This window comes from Microcoleus vaginatus PCC 9802 (assembly GCA_022701275.1).
Lineage (GTDB): Bacteria > Cyanobacteriota > Cyanobacteriia > Cyanobacteriales > Microcoleaceae > Microcoleus > Microcoleus vaginatus_A.
This window is the reverse complement of record CP031740.1, coordinates 4538387-4562341: the sequence shown is the minus strand read 5'-3', so window position 1 is coordinate 4562341 and position 23955 is coordinate 4538387. Positions and strand designations below refer to the sequence as shown.

General features: G+C 48.1%; 24 protein-coding genes. 12 read left to right on the top strand and 12 right to left on the bottom strand.

The window, feature by feature from the left end; translation table 11 throughout:
• Positions 1 to 51: 51 nt before the first annotated feature.
• From cysK to psbD, 7 genes are all read right to left on the bottom strand, one after another.
• Complete coding sequence (cysK, locus tag D0A34_18560) at positions 52 to 1014, bottom strand: cysteine synthase A (protein ID UNU20617.1); 963 nt, start codon at positions 1012 to 1014, stop codon at positions 52 to 54.
• Between the two features lie 58 nt (positions 1015 to 1072).
• Positions 1073 to 1513 (bottom strand): Rrf2 family transcriptional regulator, encoded by a 441-nt coding sequence (locus D0A34_18555; GenBank protein UNU20616.1) that lies wholly within the window; start codon positions 1511 to 1513, stop codon positions 1073 to 1075.
• A 393-nt stretch (positions 1514 to 1906) separates the two neighbouring features.
• A complete protein-coding gene (locus tag D0A34_18550) occupies positions 1907 to 4123 on the bottom strand; it encodes a porin (protein ID UNU20615.1) in 2217 nt (738 codons plus the stop codon).
• Positions 4124 to 4415: 292 nt separating this feature from the next.
• On the bottom strand, positions 4416 to 6065 hold the full coding sequence (locus D0A34_18545) for an HD domain-containing protein (protein UNU20614.1): 1650 nt from the start codon (positions 6063 to 6065) through the stop codon (positions 4416 to 4418).
• 159 nt (positions 6066 to 6224) lie between these two features.
• Positions 6225 to 6506 (bottom strand): 4a-hydroxytetrahydrobiopterin dehydratase, encoded by a 282-nt coding sequence (locus tag D0A34_18540; GenBank protein UNU20613.1) that lies wholly within the window; start codon positions 6504 to 6506, stop codon positions 6225 to 6227.
• A gap of 596 nt (positions 6507 to 7102) precedes the next feature.
• Positions 7103 to 7339: a hypothetical protein gene (locus tag D0A34_18535; GenBank protein ID UNU20612.1), complete on the bottom strand. Its 237-nt coding sequence runs from the start codon at positions 7337 to 7339 to the stop codon at positions 7103 to 7105.
• Between the two features lie 69 nt (positions 7340 to 7408).
• Entirely contained in the window at positions 7409 to 8467 is a 1059-nt protein-coding gene (psbD, locus tag D0A34_18530; GenBank protein UNU20611.1) for a photosystem II D2 protein (photosystem q(a) protein), read from the bottom strand.
• A gap of 417 nt (positions 8468 to 8884) precedes the next feature.
• Here psbD and D0A34_18525 point away from each other — a divergent pair, with 417 nt between their 5' ends.
• Both D0A34_18525 and D0A34_18520 read left to right on the top strand, forming a co-directional pair.
• A complete protein-coding gene (locus D0A34_18525) occupies positions 8885 to 9154 on the top strand; it encodes a hypothetical protein (GenBank protein ID UNU20610.1) in 270 nt (89 codons plus the stop codon).
• On the top strand, positions 9151 to 9849 hold the full coding sequence (locus D0A34_18520; protein ID UNU20609.1) for an ABC transporter ATP-binding protein: 699 nt from the start codon (positions 9151 to 9153) through the stop codon (positions 9847 to 9849). Before D0A34_18525 ends, D0A34_18520 begins: the two co-directional genes overlap by 4 nt.
• A 99-nt stretch (positions 9850 to 9948) precedes the next feature.
• Here the strand turns inward: D0A34_18520 and D0A34_18515 are convergent, their stop codons facing one another.
• On the bottom strand, positions 9949 to 10737 hold the full coding sequence (locus D0A34_18515) for a DUF4058 family protein (GenBank protein ID UNU20608.1): 789 nt from the start codon (positions 10735 to 10737) through the stop codon (positions 9949 to 9951).
• 129 nt (positions 10738 to 10866) lie between these two features.
• A complete protein-coding gene (locus D0A34_18510; GenBank protein ID UNU20607.1) occupies positions 10867 to 11109 on the bottom strand; it encodes a hypothetical protein in 243 nt (80 codons plus the stop codon).
• A gap of 130 nt (positions 11110 to 11239) precedes the next feature.
• On the opposite strand from D0A34_18510, the gene D0A34_18505 reads away from it, so the two are divergent.
• The 5 genes from D0A34_18505 to D0A34_18485 all read left to right on the top strand — a co-directional run bounded on the left by D0A34_18505 (position 11240) and on the right by D0A34_18485 (position 15132).
• Positions 11240 to 11452, top strand: a complete 213-nt coding sequence (locus D0A34_18505) for an XRE family transcriptional regulator (GenBank protein ID UNU20606.1) — start codon at positions 11240 to 11242, stop codon at positions 11450 to 11452.
• Positions 11453 to 11481: 29 nt separating this feature from the next.
• On the top strand, positions 11482 to 11685 hold the full coding sequence (locus D0A34_18500; GenBank protein UNU20605.1) for an XRE family transcriptional regulator: 204 nt from the start codon (positions 11482 to 11484) through the stop codon (positions 11683 to 11685).
• A 20-nt stretch (positions 11686 to 11705) separates the two neighbouring features.
• Positions 11706 to 11918 (top strand): XRE family transcriptional regulator, encoded by a 213-nt coding sequence (locus D0A34_18495; GenBank protein UNU20604.1) that lies wholly within the window; start codon positions 11706 to 11708, stop codon positions 11916 to 11918.
• A 314-nt stretch (positions 11919 to 12232) separates the two neighbouring features.
• A complete protein-coding gene (locus D0A34_18490) occupies positions 12233 to 12727 on the top strand; it encodes a hypothetical protein (protein UNU22365.1) in 495 nt (164 codons plus the stop codon).
• Between the two features lie 104 nt (positions 12728 to 12831).
• On the top strand, positions 12832 to 15132 hold the full coding sequence (locus D0A34_18485; protein UNU20603.1) for a tetratricopeptide repeat protein: 2301 nt from the start codon (positions 12832 to 12834) through the stop codon (positions 15130 to 15132).
• Between the two features lie 162 nt (positions 15133 to 15294).
• Here D0A34_18485 and D0A34_18480 read toward each other — a convergent pair whose 3' ends face one another.
• The 3 genes from D0A34_18480 to D0A34_18470 all read right to left on the bottom strand — a co-directional run bounded on the left by D0A34_18480 (position 15295) and on the right by D0A34_18470 (position 17514).
• A complete protein-coding gene (locus tag D0A34_18480) occupies positions 15295 to 15528 on the bottom strand; it encodes a hypothetical protein (protein UNU22364.1) in 234 nt (77 codons plus the stop codon).
• Positions 15528 to 15815, bottom strand: a complete 288-nt coding sequence (locus tag D0A34_18475) for a type II toxin-antitoxin system HigB family toxin (GenBank protein ID UNU20602.1) — start codon at positions 15813 to 15815, stop codon at positions 15528 to 15530. The genes D0A34_18480 and D0A34_18475 overlap by 1 nt, the downstream gene beginning before the upstream one ends.
• A 190-nt stretch (positions 15816 to 16005) precedes the next feature.
• On the bottom strand, positions 16006 to 17514 hold the full coding sequence (locus tag D0A34_18470) for a UbiD family decarboxylase (GenBank protein ID UNU20601.1): 1509 nt from the start codon (positions 17512 to 17514) through the stop codon (positions 16006 to 16008).
• Between the two features lie 184 nt (positions 17515 to 17698).
• Between D0A34_18470 and D0A34_18465 the strand changes: the two genes are divergently transcribed.
• From D0A34_18465 to pstB, 5 genes are all read left to right on the top strand, one after another.
• The gene (locus D0A34_18465; GenBank protein UNU22363.1) at positions 17699 to 19132 is read left to right on the top strand and encodes an NYN domain-containing protein; all 1434 of its coding nucleotides are present in this window, start codon (positions 17699 to 17701) and stop codon (positions 19130 to 19132) included.
• 356 nt (positions 19133 to 19488) lie between these two features.
• Positions 19489 to 20517 (top strand): phosphate ABC transporter substrate-binding protein PstS, encoded by a 1029-nt coding sequence (gene pstS / locus D0A34_18460; GenBank protein UNU20600.1) that lies wholly within the window; start codon positions 19489 to 19491, stop codon positions 20515 to 20517.
• Positions 20518 to 20792: 275 nt separating this feature from the next.
• Positions 20793 to 21794 carry a phosphate ABC transporter permease subunit PstC gene (gene pstC, locus D0A34_18455; protein UNU20599.1) on the top strand — a complete coding sequence of 334 codons (1002 nt, stop codon included), beginning with the start codon at positions 20793 to 20795 and terminating at the stop codon, positions 21792 to 21794.
• A gap of 2 nt (positions 21795 to 21796) precedes the next feature.
• Entirely contained in the window at positions 21797 to 22777 is a 981-nt protein-coding gene (gene pstA, locus D0A34_18450) for a phosphate ABC transporter permease PstA (protein UNU20598.1), read from the top strand.
• A gap of 56 nt (positions 22778 to 22833) precedes the next feature.
• Complete coding sequence (pstB, locus tag D0A34_18445) at positions 22834 to 23685, top strand: phosphate ABC transporter ATP-binding protein (protein UNU20597.1); 852 nt, start codon at positions 22834 to 22836, stop codon at positions 23683 to 23685.
• Positions 23686 to 23955 lie beyond the last annotated feature (270 nt).

Here is a 23955-nt window from a genome sequence, read left to right as displayed (position 1 = left end):
ACTTTTGTAACGCCCTGCTCTCTATTTCTGCGACTTGGGCCGGAGGCTAGCCTAGTTGAGGGCCATCGCCAGATTGAGTTCTGGATCTTGGAACAAGGGAGTGCTGAGATAGCGTTCGCCGAAGCTAGGCTGAATCATCACTATCAATTTCCCTGCATTTTCCGGACGCTTGGCGACTTTCACTGCCGCACATAGGGCCGCACCGCTGGAAATACCCGACAAAATTCCTTCTTCTCTGGCCAAGCGGCGGCTGTAGGCGATCGACTCGTCATCCGTAACAACTATAATTTCGTCGATCGAATTCACATTCAGCACCGGCGGCACAAAACCAGCACCGATACCTTGAATTTTGTGAGGCCCTGGCTTTCCGCCCGAGAGTACCTGACTGTTGGCCGGCTCAACGGCGATCGCCTTAAACTCGGGTTTCCGCGACTTAATCACCTCTGCGACACCCGTAATCGTACCGCCCGTGCCGACTCCCGAAATCAGGAAATCCACCTCGCCGTCTGTATCTTCCCAAATTTCTTCAGCCGTTGTCGAACGGTGAACCTGCGGGTTCGCTGGATTCCGAAACTGCTGCAACATATACGCATTGGGAGTTGTGTCCACAATCTCTTGAGCGCGGCGGATGCAGCCGCTCATCCCCTCAATTCCGGGAGTCAGTTCTAGTTGGGCCCCGTAAGCTCGCAGCATCGATCGGCGTTCCGTGCTCATCGTATCCGGCATCGTCAAAATCAACTGGTAGCCCTTAGCCGCCGCCACCATTGCCAGAGCAATTCCGGTATTGCCAGAAGTCGGTTCCACTAAAACCGTTTTGCCTGGACTAATGAGTCCTTCGGCCTCGGCTTGATTGACCATACTGACCCCGATGCGGTCTTTCACCGATGCTGCCGGATTCATGCCTTCGAGTTTTACCACAATCCGAGCCAAGCAGCCTTCGGCTTGGGGAATGCGGTTGAGTTGCACCAGAGGCGTCCGTCCTACCAATTCTGTAATGTCGCCAGCAATACGCATAATCTTTGTCAGTTTGTGGTTGAAAGTAAATGTTAATTCCTAGTTGGCAATATTTTAACTAGATGTAATACATGATATCGAGCTGCCGTCTGCCATTGCGCTTTTCGCACAGATCCTGTAGCGTGTATTTTTGCAAAACTGAGTTGGCCATCGATCGGGCTTCTTGCCAAACTTCCCAAATCACCGCACTTTCTACAGTTTGAGCAGGCGAGTCTTTTTCAGATCGATCGAACTCTGAGCCTTCGAGACAGTTAATAATTTCTAGGAGTGTAATTTTCCACGGTTCCCTCGCCAAGATATAACCTCCCTTAGCTCCTCGCTGGCTACGAATCAGCCCGCAGCGTCTCATAGTAGCCAGCAACTGCTCTAAATATCGATCGGGAATATTTTGCTGAGCTGCTATCTGGCGAATTTGCAGAGGCTCGCCTTCTTCGTAGCAATCGGCAAGCTCCAGCAAAGCTAAGATTGCGTATTCGCTTTTACAGGAGAGTTCTACCATAGTTGCTTCCAATACCAGAATTATCAACTCCGAAGTCAGATGTTAAAACTCCCCTCAATGTTGAGTTCCGAATTCTAACTCCTCACTTTACCTTTTATTATACCCCGGTTTTCCACTGAACTTAATCGACTTTCGTCACTTCATCCTTGGGACGATCGGCAATCTGAACCAAACAAACCCAGTTTCTAGTTTCGACTCCCTCCCCTTCCACCACTGCCTTACCTCAAGAAACCGGGTTTCTGCGTCTATGACGGATATTTTTTAATTTTTAATAGATGCTCGGCGCCCCATTCGTCCCGCCCACAAAAAAGCCCTGCACCAGGCAGGGCTAAACTTGGCATCTAGAGTTGCCAGCAGAGAGGGTATGACCCCCCTGCCTCCTCTAACCCGCTCTTAGAACGTGAAAGTAGTTCTCAGAGTACCAATGATGATGTCATCATTACTGCGATTTTGATCGGGATTCGTCACCCAAATCACGCCCGGAGTAACAGAAATGTTGTCCGAGAGCTGAAACTTGTAGAACCCTTCAACGTGCCACGACTGGTCATTTGTGAAGCCCCGCAAATCCCTCGGAACCTCAAGTTTATCCAAGTAAGGCTCGCGACCTACCACGAACCCTAGCAAGTTGCCTTCTTTCCCTAAATCTGGCAAAGCCAAGGTGACAGCGTAATTCCAAATTCTCGCATCGCCGAGGCCGAGAATGCGAGCATGGGTTAAACCACCCCAGCCGCCAATGATAAACCTCGGGCTCAGCCGCAACGAAGCCTGAGCGCCGTAGGAGTTGGTGACAACTTTGCGAGCGCGGAACTCATTGCCGTCACCGAAGTCAAAGCCCGAACTCAACAAGCCCAGAGAATTAGCCTGGCCGGTACCGGTGAAACCGCCTTCGACGCTGTTCCCGAAACCGTTGTCAAACCCAAAGTTACCTCTGCCAAAGTAACCGTGGTTGTAGTTGAAAGCAACTTGCAAGTTGCGTCCGGGGGTAAAAGTCAACTGACCCATCGCTGTGTAGTCGCCGTTCGTCAAGCCTGCACCCTTGCTAGGATTTGCTGCATTTGACGCCAAATAACCGAAGGACAGAGAAGTCGGGCCGAACACGCCGCCCAGCAAGCCCCTGCCGCCGAAGGCATAGTCAAAGCCGATACCTGCACCGCCACCTAAGCGATAAATCGGGTTCCGCTGTCCAAATGTGCTCAATGACCCGTTGCCGCCGTCAAAGTCTTCAAAGTAAGGGTTGACAGTCGGCAGAATGTCGTCCCACACAACACCGTTGGCTGCAAGGGTTACGTTCAGTCGCTGACCGACGGGGAACTTGTACAGCAAGGTGTCTAGCGCAACAGCGTTGTCGGTATTGCCGACAAAATTCCAAGTTTGAGTGCCTTCGTTGGTAAACCCTACGTTCAAGCGTTGACCGTTGCCTACCTGAAGCCTCGTCAGGAGCAAGTCTCTGCCGGTGAAGCTAGTGTTTAAATTGAGACGTACCCGCTGTTGGAAGACAGCTTCGTTGTTGTTGCTGCCGACTCTTCTGCCCTTTATGCCCGGCACGTTAATACCGCCAGTAAAGTTACTAAAGTCGTCGGTGAGGGCAAAAATTGCTTCCCCAGTCAGCTTGGTAGTGGTGGAGAATTGGTTTGCTTCGAGTTCGGCTGTCCGAGCTTCCAAAGCATCGACGCGACCGCGCAGGGTTGCCAGTTCCGCTGCAAATTCTTCTTGGAGCCGTTGGAGGGCTGCCAAGTCATCTCTCGTAGCGAAGTTGCCCGTGCCGCCTCTAATTAGCTCACTCACCTTGTCTAAGCAAGCATTTAAACCGGCTGCGAATTCGTAGCGAGTCATTGCGCGGTTGCCGCGGAAGGTGCCGTCGGGATAACCGGCAATACAGCCGTAGCGCTCGACTAGGGATTGCAGTGCTTGGAAGGCCCAGTCTGTGGGCCGCACGTCGGAAAGTTGAGATACTGAGGTAACTTGACCTTCAGTTTCGCCACCGGCAGCACCTTCGCTGGTGTACTGGTTGAGCTGTTCTAATGTGGCGGCTGGGTTTTGCTCTTGCGGTGCGGCAGTTTGGGCTAAAGATTCAGCCGGTTTTGGCAAACTTTGTTCTGCCGACTCTGCCACTGCCGGGGCTGGAGTTTCTAATTGAACTGCACCGATTTGCTCTGGGAGAGCGGTAGCTGCCGGGGCTGGAATTTCTAGTTGGGCTGCCGGGGCCGCATTTTCTACTGGTTGAGCGACGGTTGGCTCAACTGCGGCTAAAGATTCACTTGTAGGTTGTGATGCCGCTTGGGGATTTGCCTCAGCAGGGGCTGCGTTGGCTCCGACGATCGCATTTTCAGTTGCAGCCGTGGTCCCATCTGCAGTCGCTGCCTGAGTTTCGCCGCCAGCGGCTTCGGAAATTTCTTCTACTGGCTCGGAGGCTGCAGTTGTTTCGGAAACAGCAGCTAAAGCATTTAGTTTCGCTTCGGAGGTTTCAGCGGTTTCAGCTTTTGCGACAGCGGGATTGAGCGCATCAGCAGCCTGCTGGGCGTCTGCTGCCATCGCGCTCGAAGAAACTACTAGGGTAGCTCCTAAGACTGCTGGGCTGATTAGTAAGTAACTCCACAAAAATTTCGACATATTCACTCTCATCCTCACACCGATTACAGAGAAACTTTTCTAGTCTTCTATGTGGTCAGTCGTTGCTCAACTAGCATACTCTAAAAAGAGACCTAAAATTCACTTTTTCTTTTGATTCTTTCGGGCTGACCGAGTAGATAGATGTTACTGACGGCTGCAGAGAGCCTGTTTTTTAACCTGTAGTCAACGGCGTCAAAACCAGACCCAGCTTGGGCTATCGATTGATTTTACTGATGACACTTGATAGCGCCCGATCGCCTATTTACTTTTTAGCACAGCACGCCCGACTCGTCTAGGCTGATTCGACTTTAACACTCAAGCTGTGTCCAAGGACGCTAAAGACTTGGCGGTGATCGAACAGTTCTAACAAATCGGCGTTAATTTTGTTGTGAGCTGCTTCTTGCCGCAAAATTTTCATCGCTGCCTCTGTACGCAGGGCTCGCTTGTAGGGTCTATCGCCTGCTGTCAGGGCGTCGTAAATATCGGCGATCGTCATCAATTGCGCTTGAATTGGAATTTCTGACTTGTTTAGGCCTCGCGGATAGCCTGTGCCGTCTAGTTTTTCGTGATGTCCGTAGGCAATGTCTGGAACATTTTTCAAATCCTTTGTCCAAGGAATTTGTTTCAGAAACTCGTAAGTGTGAGTTACGTGAAATTCTATTGCCGATCGTTCTTCCTGCGTCAGGTTGCCCCTCGACACCATCAATTGCACGATCTCGTCTGGGTTCAGCAGGGGTTTCTTTGCCCCATCTATATCTCTGTAAGTTTGTCGAGAAATTTCTCGCAGTTGAGCTAGGGGTTCTGCGGCCAAAATGTGAGGCTCGTTTGCCTCTAGCAGCACTTCCCAGTATTCTGCTAATCTGGTTTTCGCCTCTGCTAGCTTAGTGTCTAGCTGTTCGATTTCCTGGCATTGAGCGCACTCTGGCTCCTGGCTCGGGTGTTTTCGGTAGGCTGAATGCTCCAGCAAGTATTTATATTTAGACTGGACGCATTCCATTTCCATCGTCCGTTGAGCTAAGCCAAAGCGGTGGCGAATGATTTCTAGCTGTGCGGGGTAGAGCTTTTTCTGTTTGGTCAAAACTGCTTCGGGCACTCCAATTTTGCCAAAATCGTGCAGCAGGGCGGCGTAGCGAAGTTCTTGAATTTGGCGGTTGTTAAAGTAAATAGAGCGCAGTAGTCCGCTGCTGACGGTGTTTACTTCTTCTGAAAGGCGTACTGTCAGGGCTGCTACTCGTTCTGAATGGCCGTAGGTACAGGGGTCTCTGGCTTCTATGACTTGCACCGAGGCTTTGACGAAGCCCTCGAACAAATATTCTATGCTGTCTTGGAGTTGATTGCGCTCGATCGAGATTGCTGCTTGAGAGGCGAGCGATCGAACTATCCTTTCTTCCCACTCCGAATACTGCTGCGTCGATTCCCAGGCATTTTCTGCTGTCAGCACCGTATCTGCCTTTGTTTTGCGGTTGATCAGTTGCAGTACCCCTATTGTCTCCCCCTGTCGGTTTTGCATCGGCAGTACCATTACCGAGCAAGTGCGGTAATTAATATCCCTGTCAAAACTGGTATCTAGCCGGTAGGGTACGCCCGGGGGTAAGTCATAAGCATCAGACAGGTTCAAACTTTGACCTGTAATTGCCACGTATCCCGCCAAGCTTTTGTCTGTCAGCGGCAGGGCAAACTCCTTAAACGACAGGCTGGGTTTAGAACCGTTTTGCGCTACCTTGAACAGCAGCTTAGGTGTTTCGTCGCTGTGATCTACTAAGTAAACACTGCCAGCATCGCTGTAGGTAATTTCTCTACTTTTGGATAAAATTAAGTTTAACAATTCGCCCAAATCTTGGGCGCTCGACAGAGCCGCGCCAATATCTAAAAGCTTTTCTATCAGATCGGTTTTTTCTGCGGCAGATTCGTTCTTGAACTCTGGCTTTTCAAATACGATCATGGTCGGATGATGGGGAATAGCCTTTTATACATTGAACGTTGGGCCTCTCGACTTTTTCACACCCGATTTTAACCCCCAGTCGATTTTTATTTGCGAGCTTTCCGCGATCTGCGACTGGCGCTAGATGCAGTCGCTCTTGTTGGGCCAACGGGAAGTCTTTTAATCTAGGGTAGAAATCTCTTGGGCTAGCGCAAAGTCTTTCTCAGTTAAGCCTCCGGCATCGTGAGTTGTCAAGTTAACTGTAACTTTGTTGTAGGAGATTTCTATGTCTGGGTGATGTGCTGCGGCTTCTGAGGGGGCGACCAACTTATTCACAAAGGCGATCGCTTCGATAAAATCTTTAAATAAACGGGTAGAGCGCAGTTGTTTACCTTCAATTGTCCAACCTGACAATTGACTGGCGCGCTCTTTAATTTCAGTATTGTTAATTAGCTCAGCCATAATTTTTTTTCTTTGGGATTAGCAATGGCAGATTAACTGCCCACTTGTAGAAATCCTGACCAAAAACTATCCGCTCTCACCAATAGCGTTTAGTCTCAAGTTTTAATACTCAAGATTTAACACTATTTGAGGTGAGAGCGGTCTAGCGGGTCTTCAGATTAGAACCTGACTGCCGGGAGAATCCCTAGCTCAGCCTGGTTCCCCGTGGAAGTCGTTTCCAGTTGGAGACGACGGCTGACTGCTAGTGAGCGGCCCCGGCGCACAGCCGGTAGTTTCCAATCTGATGACCCATGCGTTTACTACTTTCTATCATGGGCATCACCTCCAGGTTTAGCTAAATGGCTTAATATTGGAACGCACATCACCTAAATACAAGATTTAAGGTGATGATTTGTGCGCTAGCCATTGCCAGCGTTACCAGAAGAACTTGCGTTCTGAGTATCATTCCAGTAGTCACAATTATTAGAATAACACAAGGAATTAGAAGTGGGGGGATGCAAATTGAGATTTTTGCAAGATTGGGTGAAATTACTGCAGCAGCAAGGTCTTTGATCGATCTCTACAGCAAGCGGGCGATCGCAGTTTCAGCCATTTGCCTATATTTTTTTCAGAATCCGGGCTCTGCGGTTATCAGGTGCTTTGCAACTCTGGCGGCGGGGAAAGGCCGCTCGATTTCTTGCCAGATAGGAGAGTTCACCAGATATAAAGACACAAGTTGTTCTAGCTACAGGCAGAGTTGGTTTTTGTACAAAATCAACTTTTTTTAGGGCGCTAATTCGATCGAATCCTGGAAACAAAAAGCTCCTGCCTGGTGGCGGGAGCTTTTTGAGCATTAAGGGTAAAGCCTAAACTGCTTTATCTTACCCTTTTAAAATGTTGGAATTTTTGGTATTTCGCCCTGATTACAGAGCGTTACCGCGAGGCAGAACTTCTTCAGGGAAGATGTAGTTTTCGTGGGGTTGGTCCGTAGGAGCCATCCAAGCACGAATGCCTTCGTTAAGCAGAATGTTCTTAGTGTAGAACGTTTCAAACTCAGGATCTTCAGCAGCGCGCAATTCTTGTGATACGAAGTCATAGGCGCGCAGGTTTAATGCTAAACCGACAATGCCAATGGAGCTCATCCACAAGCCTGTGACAGGTACGAACAGCATGAAGAAGTGCAACCAGCGCTTGTTGGAGAAGGCAATTCCGAAGATTTGCGACCAAAAGCGGTTAGCTGTAACCATCGAGTAGGTTTCTTCTGACTGAGTTGGGTTGAAGGCGCGGAAGGTGTTTGAGCCTTCGCCGTCTTCAAACAAGGTGTTTTCTACGGTTGCACCGTGGATAGCGCACAACAGCGCGCCGCCCAAGATGCCTGCAACGCCCATCATGTGGAACGGGTTGAGCGTCCAGTTGTGGAAGCCTTGCAGGAATAACAAAAAGCGGAAAATTGCTGCGACGCCGAAACTGGGGGCGAAGAACCAGCCTGATTGACCCAAGGGGTAAAGCAGGAACACCGAAACAAACACGGCGATGGGGCCGGTGAATGCTAAGGCGTTGTAGGGGCGGATGCCTACCAAACGAGCGATTTCAATCTGACGCAGGCAAAAGCCGATCAATGCGAAAGCGCCGTGGAGGGCTACGAATGTCCACAGGCCGCCGAGTTGGAACCAGCGGGTGAAGTCCCACTGTGCTTCGGGGCCCCACAGGAACAGCAGGGAGTGTCCGAGGCTGTTGGCTGGGGTTGAGACTGCTACGGTGAGGAAGTTGGCTCCTTCGAGGTAGGAACTTGCCAAACCGTGGGTGTACCAGGATGTGACGAAGGTGGTGCCTGTTAACCAGCCACCGATGGCTAGGTAGGCGCAGGGGAATAGCAGGATGCCAGACCAGCCTACGAAGACGAAGCGATCGCGTTTGAGCCAGTCGTCGAGTACATCAAAGATGCCTCTTTCGGTCTGGGCGCGTCCGACTGCGATTGTCATTTACGCAAATCTCCAAATGGATATAATTACAACGGATCTGCCTCTAGTCATTAGTCTCTAACCGTTGCCTCTGCTTAGCAGAAAACAACTTGGATTATGAACAGAGTTTACTTTTCTTTACCGTATTAACGATTATAGAGGTAATTCTTTACAAGAGCAAGTTTTTCTTAAAAAACTTCCGGCTCTTGATTTTTCCGAAGTCGCCGAAGTCCCCGAAGCCCTCGAAGTCGCCGAAGTCCTTGCCCTGCATTGGGGAACTTCTACTATATAGGAGTGTCTGCGCTTTGGGTCAGAAGCCCGGTGGCTTAGTAGATATATCGGCCTCAACCTCTTATTTTTCTAAGAAACTGCGTTTCCTTGGGTAAGTCCTATATATATACTGAGGATAGAGCTCCAGATTTAGGTTTTTAAGACTATATGTTCAGCATTGACATCATTGTGAAGAACACGCCCGTATCGCTGTCGGTGCAGCGGAAGTTGCAGGAGGACGCTGATACTGTTTACCAGCAGGTCTTAGAGGCGATTCGCAACTCCCAACCGCAAATTTTGGAACTAACTTGCGAGAAAAATCCTGAGAAAAAGGTAGCTGTGCTCAGCAGCGAGATTTCTGGGGTGGTGGTTTCTCAGAAATCGGGGGCGTCATCTACAGGCAGATCCCCTGGCTTTGTCTCGATGGGAGCAGAATGAGGGCTGGGGGTGTTGGTGCCGATATGAGCCAGTCAGCCGTTGCTGTGCGGGATTTGGGTTTTTGCTGGCCGTCGGGCGATCGAGTGTTGCAAGGTTGCTCTCTGGATGTACCTAAGGGCGAGTTTTGGATGCTTTTGGGCACTAACGGCAGCGGCAAGTCTACGCTGTTGAGGCTGATGGCTGGGCTGCTGCACCCCCAGTCGGGGGAAATTGACCTGGGCGGGCGAGTGGGTTTTGTGTTCCAAAACCCGGATCACCAATTGGTGATGCCGACGGTGGGTGCGGATGTGGCTTTTGGTTTGGTGGAGGAAAAGCTTTCTAACCTTCAGGTGCGGGAGAGGGTGGCGGAGGCTTTGGAGGCTGTGAATTTGCTGGAGTTGCAGCGGCGGCCGATTTATGCTTTGAGTGGGGGCCAAAAGCAGCGAATTGCCCTGGCTGGGGCGATCGCCCGTCACTGCGAAATTCTGCTGTTAGATGAACCGACGGCTTTGTTAGATCCTGATTCTCAGTTGGATTTGGTGGCTGCGGTGCAGCGGTTGGTGAAAAATCGCGGGATTACGGCTTTGTGGGTGACTCACCGTTTGGATGAGTTGAATTATTGTGATGGGGCTTTTTTGTTGGAAAAGGGCGAAGTGGTCGATCGGGGAGATCCGGCGCGTTTGAAGCAGCGGTTGATGCAAAGTCAAGATGTTTAGCTGTCAAGCAATTTGAGAATTAAGTCATTCTGCGAGTGAAATCGCTTCTACAAAAACGAAGTCTGCCTCCGCAGACTAAGAGGATGGCTGCACCCCAAATCAATCTCGCAATCCTCGATCGCGCAACCAAGCATCTGCCCAAATTGTATCGGCTTCTGACAGCGGTGGTATGACTTCCCAGTTGCGATAATCTATCTTCAGGTCGTAACTTGCTATCTCGTAAATTTGAGTGAATAATTCCTGCAAATTGATTATAGGTTCGGTATCGCCCGATCGCAGTGGTAAAGGAAAGGCAGGCAGCGGGTTCTGCACGTTAAAAGCGTACAAATCTGCTCGGGGACGGCGATTTCCCCGACACACCAAAACGCTATAGTGGCTTTCAATGTCATTGCCAATAACTGGCATTTTTTGACCGCGCCGCAATAAATCTATTTCAATTAAATGAGTGCGGCTACCTAAAATTTCTTCTCGCTTTTCTTCGTACATTTGTCGTCCTTTTCCTGTGCGCTTATTGCTAGGCGAGAGGATTTCAATCAGGGTGATTAATTCTTGGTTTCCTCTTTCTCTAATTTCTAAATAGCCTTCCCGAACCTGGTAGGGCATGGGAATATTTACTGTCAAGGGTTGTGTTGGTGGCGCTGCAACGGCTACGTTTGATGTTATTAATTCGGTTGTGGTTCTTGGCTGAATTACGTTTACATCAGGAATGCCAATTGATAAATTGTCGTCAGCGGTTTCATAGATTCTTACTTCCAATGAGACTAAATACTTAGGACGAAGTTGGGGAGACAAAAATCTAAAAATTTCACTAATTAACAAGTGATGTAGGGCTGGCCAAAAGTCGGGATGCTCTAAATACGGGTCCATACCAGGAAAGGGAGATGGCATTGATGTGACTCCTTGACTCAACTCTATTTATAGTTTAGCAATGTTGTTTTGGGAAAATTAGGGGCGATCGCACTTCCTGTCAAATAGAATAATTCCTATTTGTGGAAGGGCGATCGCACTTTTCAACAATTAAACTTCGATCGGCAATTGCATCGGAATTGGAACGCTGTTTTCATCCAACACAGACACCGCATTTACGAACACAATTGTATGCGGGACTGCGGGCATTAAGCGGCGCAGTGCATTTAGGTAAGATTCGGCATCACGGCGGCGGGCGAAACGGGCGACTGTTAACCGCTGACAGTTGGGGAGGTGGCGAATTAGATGCCAAGGTTGAAGTCGATCGCGATATGTCGGTTGTTTTGGTATCATAGGAAAATCCTTCCCACTTTTGTGGGTGGTGAATGAAAGGCGATCGCTCTTGATTTATCAGGTCGGAGGGCGATCGCTAATTTGATAATATTAATTTTATGATACGTTCGTATCGACTGTCAAGTGCAAGATGGGTCTAATTCGGTTGCGGGTTCGAGAACTAGCTGAGGAAAAGGGTTGGACGCTTAAAGAAGTTTCTGAGCGATCGGGCATTCCTTACAGTACGGTTAGAAGCTATGCCCATTCTCCCAAGCTGGCAACGGTAGATTACACAGCTTTAAACAAAATGGCTCGCGTGTTCGATATTGCGATCGAAGATTTAGTGGAGATTTTGGAAGAGTAGGCTGATTTTTTGCTGGGAATAGGGGACGAATTAGGCTGCGAGTTCGAGAATTTGCTCAAGAAAAGGGTTGGAATCTAACAGAAGTCTCCAAAAGAACAGGTATTCCCTATACCACGATCGTTACCTATGCCAATTCTCCAGGCATGGCTACCGTTGACTACACAGCTTTCGACAAGATGGCTCGTGCGTTCGATATTGCGATCGAAGATTTAGTTGAGATTTTGGAACAATAAACTGATTTGTCAGCGGGAAGATGGGGTTAATACGGTTGCGAGTTCGAGAACTAGCTGAGGAAAAGGGTTGGACGCTGAAAGAAGTCTCTGACAGAACGGGAATTCCCTACAGCACGGTTAAAACATACGCCCAAGCTCCCAAAATGGCAACCGTGGACTACATGGCTTTGCAGAAACTTGCTGAAGTCTTCGATGTGATGGTGGAAGACTTGGTTGAGGTTTTGGAACGGTAAACTGATTTGTGATTTAGTTTTTGCACTTCTTGCAACAGTCCGTCGGGGGTTGAAACCCCCGCCTCAAAGCTCAAGTCGTCTAAAGACGACTGAAAAGGCGATCAAGCTCCGCTTCAATCCTTTTTTTGAAATTTTTAATCACTCCTTTCTTCAGTCCAAAAAGCGTGGACTTTCGCTTTGAGGCAGGGGTTTCAACCCCTGCCGGAATCTGGCAAAAAATGCAAGATATCAGTTCGATCGCATTAATGCGTATATTGGAATTTTCCGGTTGTAGACTAAAGTCAGGAGTTGTTCAGTCTGCCGGAGTTAAATCAATGCCGATCGATCGTCTGTCTCAACTTGAAAAAAACCTGAAATCTCTGCGAGACCAGCAACACGCTTTAGAGCAAGAAGCTATCCTGACAACAGGACTACCACAAATCCAAGCTGAGCAGCGGTTGCAAGAAAAAATTAAGCCGAAAATCCGGGAGTACGAGAAGGAGTATTGGCAGATTCTCGCTCAGCAAACGAAAACAGTGGAAATTCCCGAACAGGAAGCTGAGGTTATTGTTGCCCAGGTTGTCGAAGAAATTGGGCAAATTGAAGTGCAGCGACAGTATCCCGATGAAGTGCTTCAGATTGTGTGGCAGATCCGGGACAAGCTGAACGAACCGGGGCCGACAGCAGCCGCGAAACTTAAAGGCGTAATCTCAAGCATTCCGCCGTTTTTAGGAATTTCCATAGAGGGAGAATTCGATACAGAGAATTTTTTACAGCAGCATTTCCCAACGTTTTGGAAATGGTCTAAGGTATTAGCAAAAAAGTCCTAGACCTGGAGCGAAAAACACCCAATCCAGGTTTCACAAGTTTTTACCAACTATACGATATTCCCTCCGAACTCGGTTCCAAAAACTTTGTCGGACGGGATGAGGAAATGCAGCAGTTGCACGGATTGTTGCAGGATGGAAGCCGCGTTGCCATTGCCGCTGCGTCGGGAATGGGCGGCATCGGCAAGACAGAATTGGCATGGCAGTATGCAACATTTCACCGCGACTGCAACACCTATCCAGCGGGGATTTGGTGGCTGTTTGTCCGGGACAACGATTTAGCGCCACAGGTGTTGCAAAAAGCGCTGCGAATGGGAATTCAGCCGCCGGATACTCTCGACAATCTGGAGGAACGGTTGCAGTTTTGCTACGAAGAGTGGGCAAAACAAACCTCTGGGAATGCTCTGCTGGTATTGGATGATGTCAATGATTACCGGGCGGTGCAGCCGTTGCTGCCTAGAAATCCCCGCTTTAAAGTGTTGCTGACAGCGCGACAAATTGTGCCGTCGCCTGTGGGGTGTTTGCCGTTAAAAGTGTTGAAACCAGAGGCGGCGCTAAACTTGCTGCGGCTGACGGCAGGGGATTTGCCGGGAAACCGACTGGGTTTAAATATTGATGCCCAGCTTGAAGATGCTGAAGCGCTTTGTCAGTGGTTGGATTATTTGCCTTTGGGCATCGAACTGGTGGGGCGCTATCTGCGACGCAAGGAGAGGCTGCCCTTGGCAACAGTGCTGCAACGGTTGCAGAGTCAGCGATTGGAAGCGCGGGCATTGCAGGAGGCGGAAGCTGGGATGACGGCTAGGCGCGGAGTGGCGGCAGCTTTTGAGTTGAGTTGGGCGGAGTTGAAGCCTCCGGCGCGCACGCTGGGGTGTCTGCTGAGCGTGTTTGCTCTGGCTCCGATTCCTTGGAAGTTGGTAACCGAGTGTTTGCCGGATTGGGATGAGGAGGATTTGGAGGATTGTCGGGATTACGAACTGCTGGAACAGAGTTTGCTGTCGCTGGTGGAGGATGAAACCTCCGATGCGGCTGAGTTTCGGCAGGTGCAGGTACGCTATCAACTTCATGCGTTGATTCGAGAGTTTTTTGCGACCAAGTTGCAGGAACGGGCGGATGCGGAGAATTTGCGGAGAAGCTTTGCTGTGGTGTTGACATCGGTGACGAAGACGATTCCGCAGACGGTGACGCTGGAGGTGCAGGAACGGTTGAAACAGGTGCTGCCCCATTTGGCGGTGGTGGCGGAGCAATGGTCGCATTTGCTGGAAGATAGCACTGATGCTATGTGGTTTTTCACGGTCTTAGCGTGGGTTGCCCAGAGCCAGAGTTTGTGGGCAGAGGCGGAGAAATGGTTGAAAGCTTGCCTGCAGATGACGGAGGAACGCTACGGAGCCGACCATCCCTATACGGCATTGGGTTTGAACAATCTGGCAGCGCTGTACGAGTCAATGGGGCGCTACCCAGAAGCGGAACCCTTGTTAGTGCGCTCGCTCGCTATCTGTGAACAGTACCTCGGAGCCGACCATCCCCATACGGCAATGAGTTTGAAGAATCTGGCAATGCTGTACAAGGCAATGGGGCGCTACCCAGAGGCGGAACCCTTGTTAGTGCGCTCGCGAGCGATCGAAGAACAGTACCTCGGAGCCGACCATCCGCATACGGCAATGAGTTTGAACTATCTGGGAGCGCTGTACGAGTCAATGGGGCGCTACCCAGAGGCGGAACCCTTGTTAGTGCGCTCGCGAGCGATCGAAGAACAGTACCTCGGAGCCGACCATCCGCATACGGCATCGAGTTTGAACTATCTGGCATTGTTGTACCAGTCAATGGGGCGCTACCCAGAGGCGGAACCTTTGTTAGTGCGATCGCTCGCTATCAGAGAACAGTACCTCGGAGCCGACCATCCCAATACGGCAATGAGTTTGAACAATCTGGCAATGCTGTACCAGGCAATGGGGCGCTACCCAGAGGCGGAACCCTTGTTAGTGCGCTCGCTCGCTATCTGTGAACAGTACCTCGGAGCCGACCATCCCCATACGGCAACGACTTTGAACAATCTGGCAGCGCTGTACGAGTCAATGGGGCGCTACCCAGAGGCGGAACCTTTGTATGTGCGCTCGCTCGCTATCTGTGAACAGTACCTCGGAGCCGACCATCCCGATACGGCAGGGAGTTTGAACAATCTGGCAGGGCTGTACTATGCAATGGGGCGCTACCCGGAGGCGGAACCTTTGTATCTACGAGCATTAGAAATCTTGTCTAACCGATTGGGAGAGGAGCATCCCAACACTCAAACTATTTGGAGCAATTTCATTGCTTGTCTCCAGCAGGCGATATCACCGGGTCAAGACTCGCAACTTTCCCAGCATCCAACAACGCAAGCAATGCTTCAGCAACTTCGGGAGACGGAGTAGCTGTTGCTGCTAGAGCGATTGTTTCCAATTTCTCACTCAAATTTTTGGCGCATCGCTTCATCTACAAAACTCCAGTTTTCATACAGGAAGACAATGATTTGCAATTCGTCGCCTGCGAAAATGTAAACTTCATGGCTTTGTGGGTCAAAGCGGAATAGTGAGTTACCCAACCTCTTCTAATTCAGGAATATGTTCAGCTTCATAGTTTTCGATTAAAACACCAATAACGTCCATCATCGAAGCCAGGGGATGACTTTCATCCTCGCCCACTTGATCTATAAGGCTATCTAATAGTTCGACTAAACGCTCGTATTCCTGTTCGGTGTGAGGGACAAAAACCGTTTTAGCAATGGATGACCAAGCAGCAATTGTTTGATCCAGATTAAGACTTTGCATCATTCTTTCCACCTCTCTTCATCGTATTCTGAGTGAGTTAATACCGCCCGAATGTAGACTTTCTTCCGATTGTAATGAATAGCAGCAATGAGTCGAACTTTATTCCCTCCTATATTGAAGACTGTCAATTTCCCGACTTGATCGGCAGATGGAAATAGTTCACGGAGTTCAACGAAGGTCGCAAATTCATTTTGTTTGACCAGTTTGTACCACTGAACCAAGGCATTTGTTGTATCTGGATGAAGTTTAGTAAACTCATTCAGCCGTTTGCGGGTGATCACGTGCATATTAATTTACTCATGCCTCCTCCTCTTTAATTTTTGGCTTTAGTCCTATCAACGAAGCATCGACCCAGATTCTTCGCTTCGCTCAGAATGAGAGAATTACCTTAAAATGCGTAAATCCAGTTTATCAAACTCCAGAAAAAAAAGGGAGAAATTCTCTCCCTTCATCCTCTGCGCCTTTACGGTTCCTTTCCTACCTCATCTCATATCCAAACAAATTCGGATCGACTTCTCCCAAATTCAAATCTGCCAAACCATACTCGGCCCAACGCCTTTCTACCATCGCCGCCACATCCGGGTCGGATTCCAAAACTTCACCCCATTCGTGATCGGTTTCCGGCGGCATCTTCGTAGTAGCATCAATCCCCATTCTGCCTCCCAAACCAATCTTTTCACTGGCAAAATCTAACGTATCAAAAGGCGTATTCGGGAGAATAAATACATCCCGAACAGGATCGACTTTAGAACTAATTGCCCAAACTACTTGACGCGGGTCGCGAATGTTGATACTTTTATCCACAACAATCACAAACTTAGTGTAAGTAAACTGCGGTAATGCACTCCAAAATGCTAAAGCAGCCCTGCGCGCTTGACCGGGATATGCTTTATCAATCGAGATAATTGCCGCTTTATAACTCAGGGCTTCCATCGGTAAGAAGAAATCGACAATTTCCGATACTTGCTGCCGCAAAATAGGGGTATAAATACGGTTAAGCGCGATCGCCATCATTGCTTCTTCTTTCGGCGGCCGCCCGCTAAATGTGGTCAGATAAATCGGGTCTTTCCGGTGCGTCATGCAGTGGAACCGCACCAACGGCGAATCTTCCACGCCGCCGTAATAACCCATGTGATCCCCGAAGGGCCCGTCGGGCAGAACTTCCCCCGGCGTAATCGTTCCTTCTAACACAATTTCCGAGTCCGCCGGTACTTCCAAATCTACGGTTTTGCACTTCGCCAATTGCACGCCGGAACCGCCGTAAAGTCCCGCAAATAACCATTCCGATAAATCTACAGGAATTGGGGTTGCTGCAGCGAGAATAATCAGGGGATCGACTCCCAGGGCGATCGCAACTTCCAACTTTTTACCAGCCTGCGCCGCTTTCCGCAAGTGCCGCGCGCCGCCCCGCACCGATAACCAGTGTACAGTCATCGTGTTTTTTGACTGCAACTGCAACCGATAAACCCCCACATTCGGCGTACCCGTTTCGCAATCTTTGGTAATTACCAAACCCAGGGTGATAATTTTGCCCGCATCTCCCGTATAAGGGCGAATCATCGGGATTTTGTTCAAATCCACCCCTTCTCCCTCAAATACCACTTGCTGACAAGCTGGGAAAAAGTCTCGGCCCGGTTTGGCTTTCACTACGTCAAACAGCACTTTGCCGAATTCTATGGCTTGGGAAATCTTTTTCGGCGGTTTTGGCTGTTGCAGCATTCCCAGTTTTTTGCCGAGCTCTTCTAGTTCGATCGGCTTTTCCATGTTCATCGCCCAGCAAACGCGCTGTTCCGTACCCAACAGGTTAATCGCAACGGGGAAATCTGCGCCTTTGACGTTTTCAAACAGCAATCCGGGGCCGCCTTTTTGCAGCATTTGGTTGGAAATTTCGGCAATTTCGAGGTCGGAATCGACTAAAGCGCTAATCCGGCGCAGTTGTCCCCGTTCTTCGAGTAGTTTTAGGAATCCCCGCAAGTCTCTAGCCATTTTTTTTAAGAATTGTTAACGTTCTTTTGTTATTATGAGCCGATCGACTGCCACAAGTTACTCCTGAACCGCTCAAAAGATACGTATTTAACGAACCGCGAAGACGCCAAGGGCGCGAAGGAAGAGAAAGAAGAAGATAGGTAATGCCTTGTTCGGTTCGGGAGTAGGCTGCATAATGGGTTACATGAAATGTCCAAGATGCGAATCTGACCAAGTTCGTAAAAACGGCCGTCCCAACGGGCACCAGCGGTATCTTTGCAAAGCTTGCCGCAAACAATTTTTTGAGCGGTTGAGTCCGCAGTCTTTCAGTCGCAAATGCACCGAAACACGGTTAAGCGAAGCTATCCCGAAGGAAATCGCCCCTGCAACCACCACAGAGTCCGGCGGGATTGCGATTTTGCTGTTGGATGCCGAAAATCTGAAACTTAAGGTTAATACAGAACAATTTTTAGCCGGTTTGTGCGACTATCCCCTGCAAGTTAAAATTGCTTTTGCTAGCTGGAAAAACCCGAGTATCGGCAAGTTGGATGCTGAACTTTACGATCGCGGTTACGAACTGATTCACGTTCCGGGCGGTGCTAATAGTGCTGATGGTAAGATGATTGCTTTTGGCGCTGCTATTTTATACCGATATCGGGATGTGCGACAAGTGTTTGTCTGTTCTTCGGATGGTTTGTTAAATCATCTTTGCAATCAGTTGCAAAATCAGGGAGTGACTGTGTTTCGGGTGCGACGGCAAAATGCTGTGTTGTCTGTAGAAAATCCTCTGACTGGTGATACTCATCATTATTCTTGTGAGAGGGAACTGGAAATCCCTAGTTTTGAGGAATTGGCTAATCAAGTTGCAGAGTTGTTGAAAGCTGAACACAAATCTATTGATGAGCGAATCGCTCGTTTTTCTACTGTGGCTGAGCTTTTTCAAGAGCGCCGAACTGTTGCTTTCAATTCTACAACTTCCCCTGCAGCAGCACTGTCGCAGTCAGTACAAAACGAAGTTACCCCGGTGTCTGAAGCATCTTTGGCGACCGTTGCTGTTAATCAAAATGTTGCGGAGCAAAATTTGCCAGAAATAATACCTGCTCTCAATTCAAATGCTATTGAGTCGCTGGATGTTTTAAAAAAAATACTTGTAGAAATAATTGAAACTGCCAAACTTGACTTGAAAGAGGATGCTATTCCTCTGGTAAAAATTAAAAAAGATTTTTTGGCTAAGTATCAATCTCATGCTGATTTAGTTGTGAAAAAGTTTTTGGGTGAAAAATCCAGTTTAATCAAATATTTGCAGTCGGAATCTGAGGTTTTTCAAGTAAAATTAATCGACCAGAAACATCAAGTGGCGCTCGCAAAAAAAACCTCCCCTTCAAAAACTCATTCCTCTGCTGCCCTGGAAGCATCTCTAGTCAAAATTATCAGAGGATTAACTGCTCAATCTCCCGGGAGCTATATTCCGATTAGCCAGGTTGCCAGCGAATTTAATAAGTTATACAATCAACCAATTACTAAAAAACTGCAATCGCTGAATTTGGGCAGCAAGGTGATTAATTTTTTGCAGTCATGCAAAACATTTAAAATTAAGAAAAACGGTAAAATTTATGAAGTGGCGATCGCACTTTCCTAGCTTTTTTATAAATCCGCCCTACCTGCGCTGTAAATCGCCCGCCGAAGTATGAAATTAGCCGAGTGCGATCGGAAAAATAATTTTTTACGGCGATCGCCTATTTCGAGCATCAATCATACGCGCAATAACTCCAATAGAACTCGCTGCACCTAACCCTCACAAACTTAATCTAATGTTAACCATAATTTAAAACAAGCTTATTGTTTTTGCGTCTTTTATTAGTTAGGAAAAACTTAATCTAATGTTAACCATAATTTAAAACAAGTTTATTGTTTTCTAGGTTTTTACTTAGGGATTTCAGTCTATCCTATGTAGGGGATTCCCAAAGCCTGCTATCAATATTGAGGACGAAAATTATGACTTTCTTCACAGCACGTTGGCGGCGTGCTTTTATAGTTACGCTAGCGGTAGCAGCATTTTCGCTCTCGTTGATTACTTCTGCTGTAGCTGCTGTCACACTAAACGGTTCGGGAGCAACTTTCCCTAAACCTCTTTACGATCGCTACTTTTCTCAGATGAGAAGTGCCAATCAAATTACTGTAAACTACGAAGGAACTGGCAGCGGTGCTGGTATCAAAGCATTAATTGCAGGGACTGTTGATTTCGCAGGCAGCGACGCGCTGATGACTGCGGCGCAAATAGCCGAAGTAAAGCGCGGCGTCATGGCGGTTCCGACTGCTGGCGGCGCTGTTGCAGTTGTCTACAACTTGCCCGGAGTGACCAATCTGAGGCTAAATAAGGATGCCATGAACGGCATCTTTGAAGGCAAAATTACCCGCTGGAACGATCCTAAAATAGCGGGAATTTCTGGACAAGCTAAAGGCTTGCCAAATACTGCAATTCGAGTAGCTGTACGCGCAGACAGCAGCGGTACAACGTTTATTTTTGCTAACCACTTGCAGGCAACTGGTAGCAGCATCAAAGCTGCCGCTCAGCCGAGTTGGCCCGGAAGCCCTGTCAGCGGTCAAGGAAACCCCGGCGTAGCTGCTTTGGTGAAAAATACAGCGGGTGCGATCGGCTACGTTCAAGATACTTATGCTCGGCAAAACAATCTCCAAACAGCGTTTATTCAAAATAAAGCTGGTAGGTTTGTAGATCCTAGTTTGGCTGAAGCAGAGAAAGCTTTAGCAGGGGAAACATTCCCCGCAGACTTCCGCTTAGTAGAAGGCAATCCTAACGACGGTTATCCGATTGTTGGTTTGACTTGGCTGTTAATCTACAAACAGTATCCTGCTGCGAAAGCAGAGGCTATTAAAAAGATGGTTAATTGGGTGATGACTACAGGTCAAGGTATCAACAAACAGCTAGAGTTTACTCAAATTCCTTCAGCGACAGCTCAAAAAGTGGTTCAAACAGTGAATCAGAGTGTGGTTGCCAGAGGTTAATTAGGGCGATCGCAGGAAGTTAGGAGTTAAGAGTTAAATATATAGCGTATTCCAGCTTTATGAAGTGTAGGGACAAAGGCTTTCGCCGTGTCCCTACGGGGAGCGATCGCTCTCGGTTGTACTTGATAAACGTGGAATCTGCTGTATGACTCAAAACTCATAACTTCTCAGGCTAACGTGCGCTACATTTACTGGTGTAACGTGCAGCGCACCCTGCCAGCTAATTAGAATTAGTTCTCAAACAAATATTTCGCTTTTTACGCAATAATTCCGGCATGACAAATCCTTCCAAAAAACGTAAAAAAGTGACTCGGAAATCGCCCGAAATAAACACAGCCTTAGACTTGACAGATACTTCTGGTGAAGGTTTATGGATCGAGTCAGGATTTACAATGTTTGTATGGGCTTTTGCCTTAGCGACAGCGGGCACGCTGTTCTGGATAAGCGCGATAATTTTTAAAGATGCTTGGCCAGCTATTAGCAATTTTGGGCTCTCCTTCTTGTGGAATCCCAAGTGGGATATCGGCGAGTTGCAGTTTGGGGCCTTGCCTTTTATTTACGGCACTGTGATTAGTTCTGCGATCGCCATAATCATCGCACTTCCTTTAGGGCTGTCAGTAGCTATAGTTACTAGCGAGAACTTCTTACCCCCTTGGGTGCGATCGCCCTTGGGATTCATGGTTGAATTAATCTCGGCTATTCCCAGCGTGATAGTTGGCCTTTGGGGAATCTTTGTTTTGATTCCCTTTTTGTTGCCATTGCAGCAGTCATTGTTTGATAATTTCAGTTGGTTTCCTTTGTTCAGCAGCGAACCTTTAGGTCCGGGAATGCTGCCGGCTGGAATACTGTTATCAATTATGATTCTGCCCACAGTAGCCGCCATCAGTCGCGATGTATTGCTATCTGTTCCAGTAGATTTGCGAAGTGCTTCGATGTCCCTCGGGGCTACCCGCTGGGAAACAATATTTAAGCTGTTATTACCAGCAGCTAGTTCAGGGATTATCGGCGCTACAATCTTGGCATTGGGACGCGCTTTAGGCGAAACAATGGCCGTCACAATGGTGATTGGCAACTCGATTCAAATAAACCAATCCCTGCTAGCTCCCAGCTACTCAATTCCTGCGGTTTTGGCAAGTCAATTTCGGGAAGCTCTCGAACCGCTGCACATTGGCGCTTTGATGTATTTAGCCTTGATTCTATTTGTCATCACTCTGTTGGTGAATGCAGTGGCAGTATTGCTGGTTAAGCTAATGGGCGTTAAGGGAGCTAAAAATTAAAAATGACTCAAGCACAAAAATCAAACACTATTCTGGATGCAGAAATCTACAACCCCCTGTCACTGAGCAGAACTTTGTTCAGCCGGGGAATGACACTTATTGCCTGCTTTCTCACAGCTCTTGCCGTGCTACCTTTGTTCGCTATTCTGTACAAAATATTGGGTGAAGGACTTACACATTTGAGCTGGGAAGTGCTAGTATCTCTGCCCGCACCCGTCGGAGTTGAAGACCAGCCCAACGGCTTTGCCAATGCCATTCTCGGCACTGCTTTAATGGTGGGAATTGCGACATTGATCAGCGTGCCTATCGGCGTAATGACGGGAATATTTTTGTCTGAGTTTGGTAGAGAAAACAAAGCGATGGCCAATAGTATTCGCTTTATCACCGTCATTCTCAGCAGCGTTCCCTCGATCGTCGTTGGCGTCTTTTCCTACGCCCTAATTGTCGTTACCACCAAAGCATTTTCATCATTAGCAGGCGGTTTTGCCCTCGGCATCATCATGCTTCCAGTTGTTGCTCTGACAACAGAACAAGCATTAAAATTAGTGCCTACTTCTTACCGTCTCGCTTCTGCGGGTTTAGGAGGCGGACGTTTTCAAACTATTTTTCGGATTATTATTCCCTCAGCACTCCCAACTATTACCACAGGTATTTTACTCGCTGCTTCCCGGGCCGCAGGCGAAACCGCCCCATTGATTGTAACGGCTTTGTCGAGTCAGTTTTGGCCTCCTTTAGTTGATAAATTGGGCGAGATAATGCAGTCCCCCATAGGTGCAGAAACCATCTCAAAACTCAAAGAAATTCCCGAGACACTGCTGACTCCGACTCCTTCTATGTCAGTATTAATATATAGCTACGCCAGCTCTCCCTACAAAGAGCAGAACGAATTGGCGTGGACTGCTGCCTCTGTGCTTTTGGGCATGGTTTTGATTGCTAGCGTCGCATCCCGTACAGTAACTCGGAAACGCTTGCAAAATCGATAAATCAATAACTCAAGTCCATTTTTCAGTCAAATATTAACAATATAACCAGGGAAATAATGAAACCTAAAGCTAACTTGAAAGCCGAAAACTATACAGATAAATTCCCAGAGAATGCCACCCCGGAAATTGACCTCAATGCAATGCCAGCACTGCGGGTTCAGGACTTGAGTTTTTATTACGGAACTCACAAAGTCTTAGAAAATTTATCGATGAATATCCCTCACCCGCAAATTACGGCGATTATTGGTCCTTCAGGTTGCGGCAAATCTACCTTTCTCAAAGCTCTCAACCGGATTGGTGAATTGGAGGGAAAGGTTCAAATTAAAGGAAAAGTAGAGTTTTTTGGACAGGATATTTACAGCCAGAAAGTAAACATTAATAGTTTGCGCCGCCAAATCGGGATGGTGTTTCAAAGACCAAATCCTTTTCCGCTGAGCATCTACGATAATATTGCTTACGGGGTGAGAATTTTTGGTCGCAAAAGCAAAGCAGAATTAGATGAAATTGTGGAATCTGCACTCAAAAGTGCGGCGCTTTGGAATGAAGTCAAAGACGATTTGAAGAAATCGGCTCAGGGGATTTCGGGGGGACAGCAGCAGCGACTTTGTATTGCTCGCGCTTTGGCTGTGAAGCCCAAAATTTTGCTGATGGATGAACCTTGTTCTGCTCTAGATCCGATTTCAACGATGAAGATTGAGGAGTTATTTCAGACTCTGCGGCAGCAGTTAACTGTTGTGATTGTGACGCACAATATGCAGCAGGCTGCTCGCGTTTCTGATTACACGGCATTTTTTAATACTGATGAAAGTCGCATCGGCCGCCTGGTTGAATTTGGGCCGACAAGTAAGATTTTTACTTCTGCGGGCAATTCGAGTACGAGAGATTACATTCAAGGCCGTTTCGGTTAATACCAGGGTTCTTTCCTTTCTCTCAGCCGCTATATTCCGACAGGATTAAGTCCCTGTCTCACAGTTAAAGTCCTCTTAAGAACACTAGGAAATAGTAATAGTATTTGAGTTATATCAAATCCGTTAGCATCGGAATTATTCATCTCTCTCTCTCTGTTCTCGAACTCTGCGTTCTCTGCGTACTCTGCGGTTTAATCATTCCAATGCAAGCGGAATTGATATTAATGTTAACTCAGATTGGGCAACATTCTCAATAAGTATTTCAGTCCT

Excerpts from the sequence above, each read along its gene's own strand:
- cysK (UNU20617.1), bottom strand. The coding sequence starts at position 1,014 with ATGCGTATTGCTGGCGACATTACAGAATTGGTAGGACGGACGCCTCTG.
- D0A34_18555 (UNU20616.1), bottom strand. The coding sequence starts at position 1,513 with ATGGTAGAACTCTCCTGTAAAAGCGAATACGCAATCTTAGCTTTGCTG.
- D0A34_18550 (UNU20615.1), bottom strand. The coding sequence starts at position 4,123 with ATGTCGAAATTTTTGTGGAGTTACTTACTAATCAGCCCAGCAGTCTTA.
- D0A34_18545 (UNU20614.1), bottom strand. The coding sequence starts at position 6,065 with ATGATCGTATTTGAAAAGCCAGAGTTCAAGAACGAATCTGCCGCAGAA.
- D0A34_18540 (UNU20613.1), bottom strand. The coding sequence starts at position 6,506 with ATGGCTGAGCTAATTAACAATACTGAAATTAAAGAGCGCGCCAGTCAA.
- D0A34_18535 (UNU20612.1), bottom strand. The coding sequence starts at position 7,339 with ATGCTCAAAAAGCTCCCGCCACCAGGCAGGAGCTTTTTGTTTCCAGGA.
- psbD (UNU20611.1), bottom strand. The coding sequence starts at position 8,467 with ATGACAATCGCAGTCGGACGCGCCCAGACCGAAAGAGGCATCTTTGAT.
- D0A34_18525 (UNU20610.1), top strand. The coding sequence starts at position 8,885 with ATGTTCAGCATTGACATCATTGTGAAGAACACGCCCGTATCGCTGTCG.
- D0A34_18520 (UNU20609.1), top strand. The coding sequence starts at position 9,151 with ATGAGGGCTGGGGGTGTTGGTGCCGATATGAGCCAGTCAGCCGTTGCT.
- D0A34_18515 (UNU20608.1), bottom strand. The coding sequence starts at position 10,737 with ATGCCATCTCCCTTTCCTGGTATGGACCCGTATTTAGAGCATCCCGAC.
- D0A34_18510 (UNU20607.1), bottom strand. The coding sequence starts at position 11,109 with ATGATACCAAAACAACCGACATATCGCGATCGACTTCAACCTTGGCAT.
- D0A34_18505 (UNU20606.1), top strand. The coding sequence starts at position 11,240 with ATGGGTCTAATTCGGTTGCGGGTTCGAGAACTAGCTGAGGAAAAGGGT.
- D0A34_18495 (UNU20604.1), top strand. The coding sequence starts at position 11,706 with ATGGGGTTAATACGGTTGCGAGTTCGAGAACTAGCTGAGGAAAAGGGT.
- D0A34_18490 (UNU22365.1), top strand. The coding sequence starts at position 12,233 with ATGCCGATCGATCGTCTGTCTCAACTTGAAAAAAACCTGAAATCTCTG.
- D0A34_18485 (UNU20603.1), top strand. The coding sequence starts at position 12,832 with ATGCAGCAGTTGCACGGATTGTTGCAGGATGGAAGCCGCGTTGCCATT.
- D0A34_18480 (UNU22364.1), bottom strand. The coding sequence starts at position 15,528 with ATGCAAAGTCTTAATCTGGATCAAACAATTGCTGCTTGGTCATCCATT.
- D0A34_18475 (UNU20602.1), bottom strand. The coding sequence starts at position 15,815 with ATGCACGTGATCACCCGCAAACGGCTGAATGAGTTTACTAAACTTCAT.
- D0A34_18470 (UNU20601.1), bottom strand. The coding sequence starts at position 17,514 with ATGGCTAGAGACTTGCGGGGATTCCTAAAACTACTCGAAGAACGGGGA.
- D0A34_18465 (UNU22363.1), top strand. The coding sequence starts at position 17,699 with ATGAAATGTCCAAGATGCGAATCTGACCAAGTTCGTAAAAACGGCCGT.
- pstS (UNU20600.1), top strand. The coding sequence starts at position 19,489 with ATGACTTTCTTCACAGCACGTTGGCGGCGTGCTTTTATAGTTACGCTA.
- pstC (UNU20599.1), top strand. The coding sequence starts at position 20,793 with ATGACAAATCCTTCCAAAAAACGTAAAAAAGTGACTCGGAAATCGCCC.
- pstA (UNU20598.1), top strand. The coding sequence starts at position 21,797 with ATGACTCAAGCACAAAAATCAAACACTATTCTGGATGCAGAAATCTAC.
- pstB (UNU20597.1), top strand. The coding sequence starts at position 22,834 with ATGAAACCTAAAGCTAACTTGAAAGCCGAAAACTATACAGATAAATTC.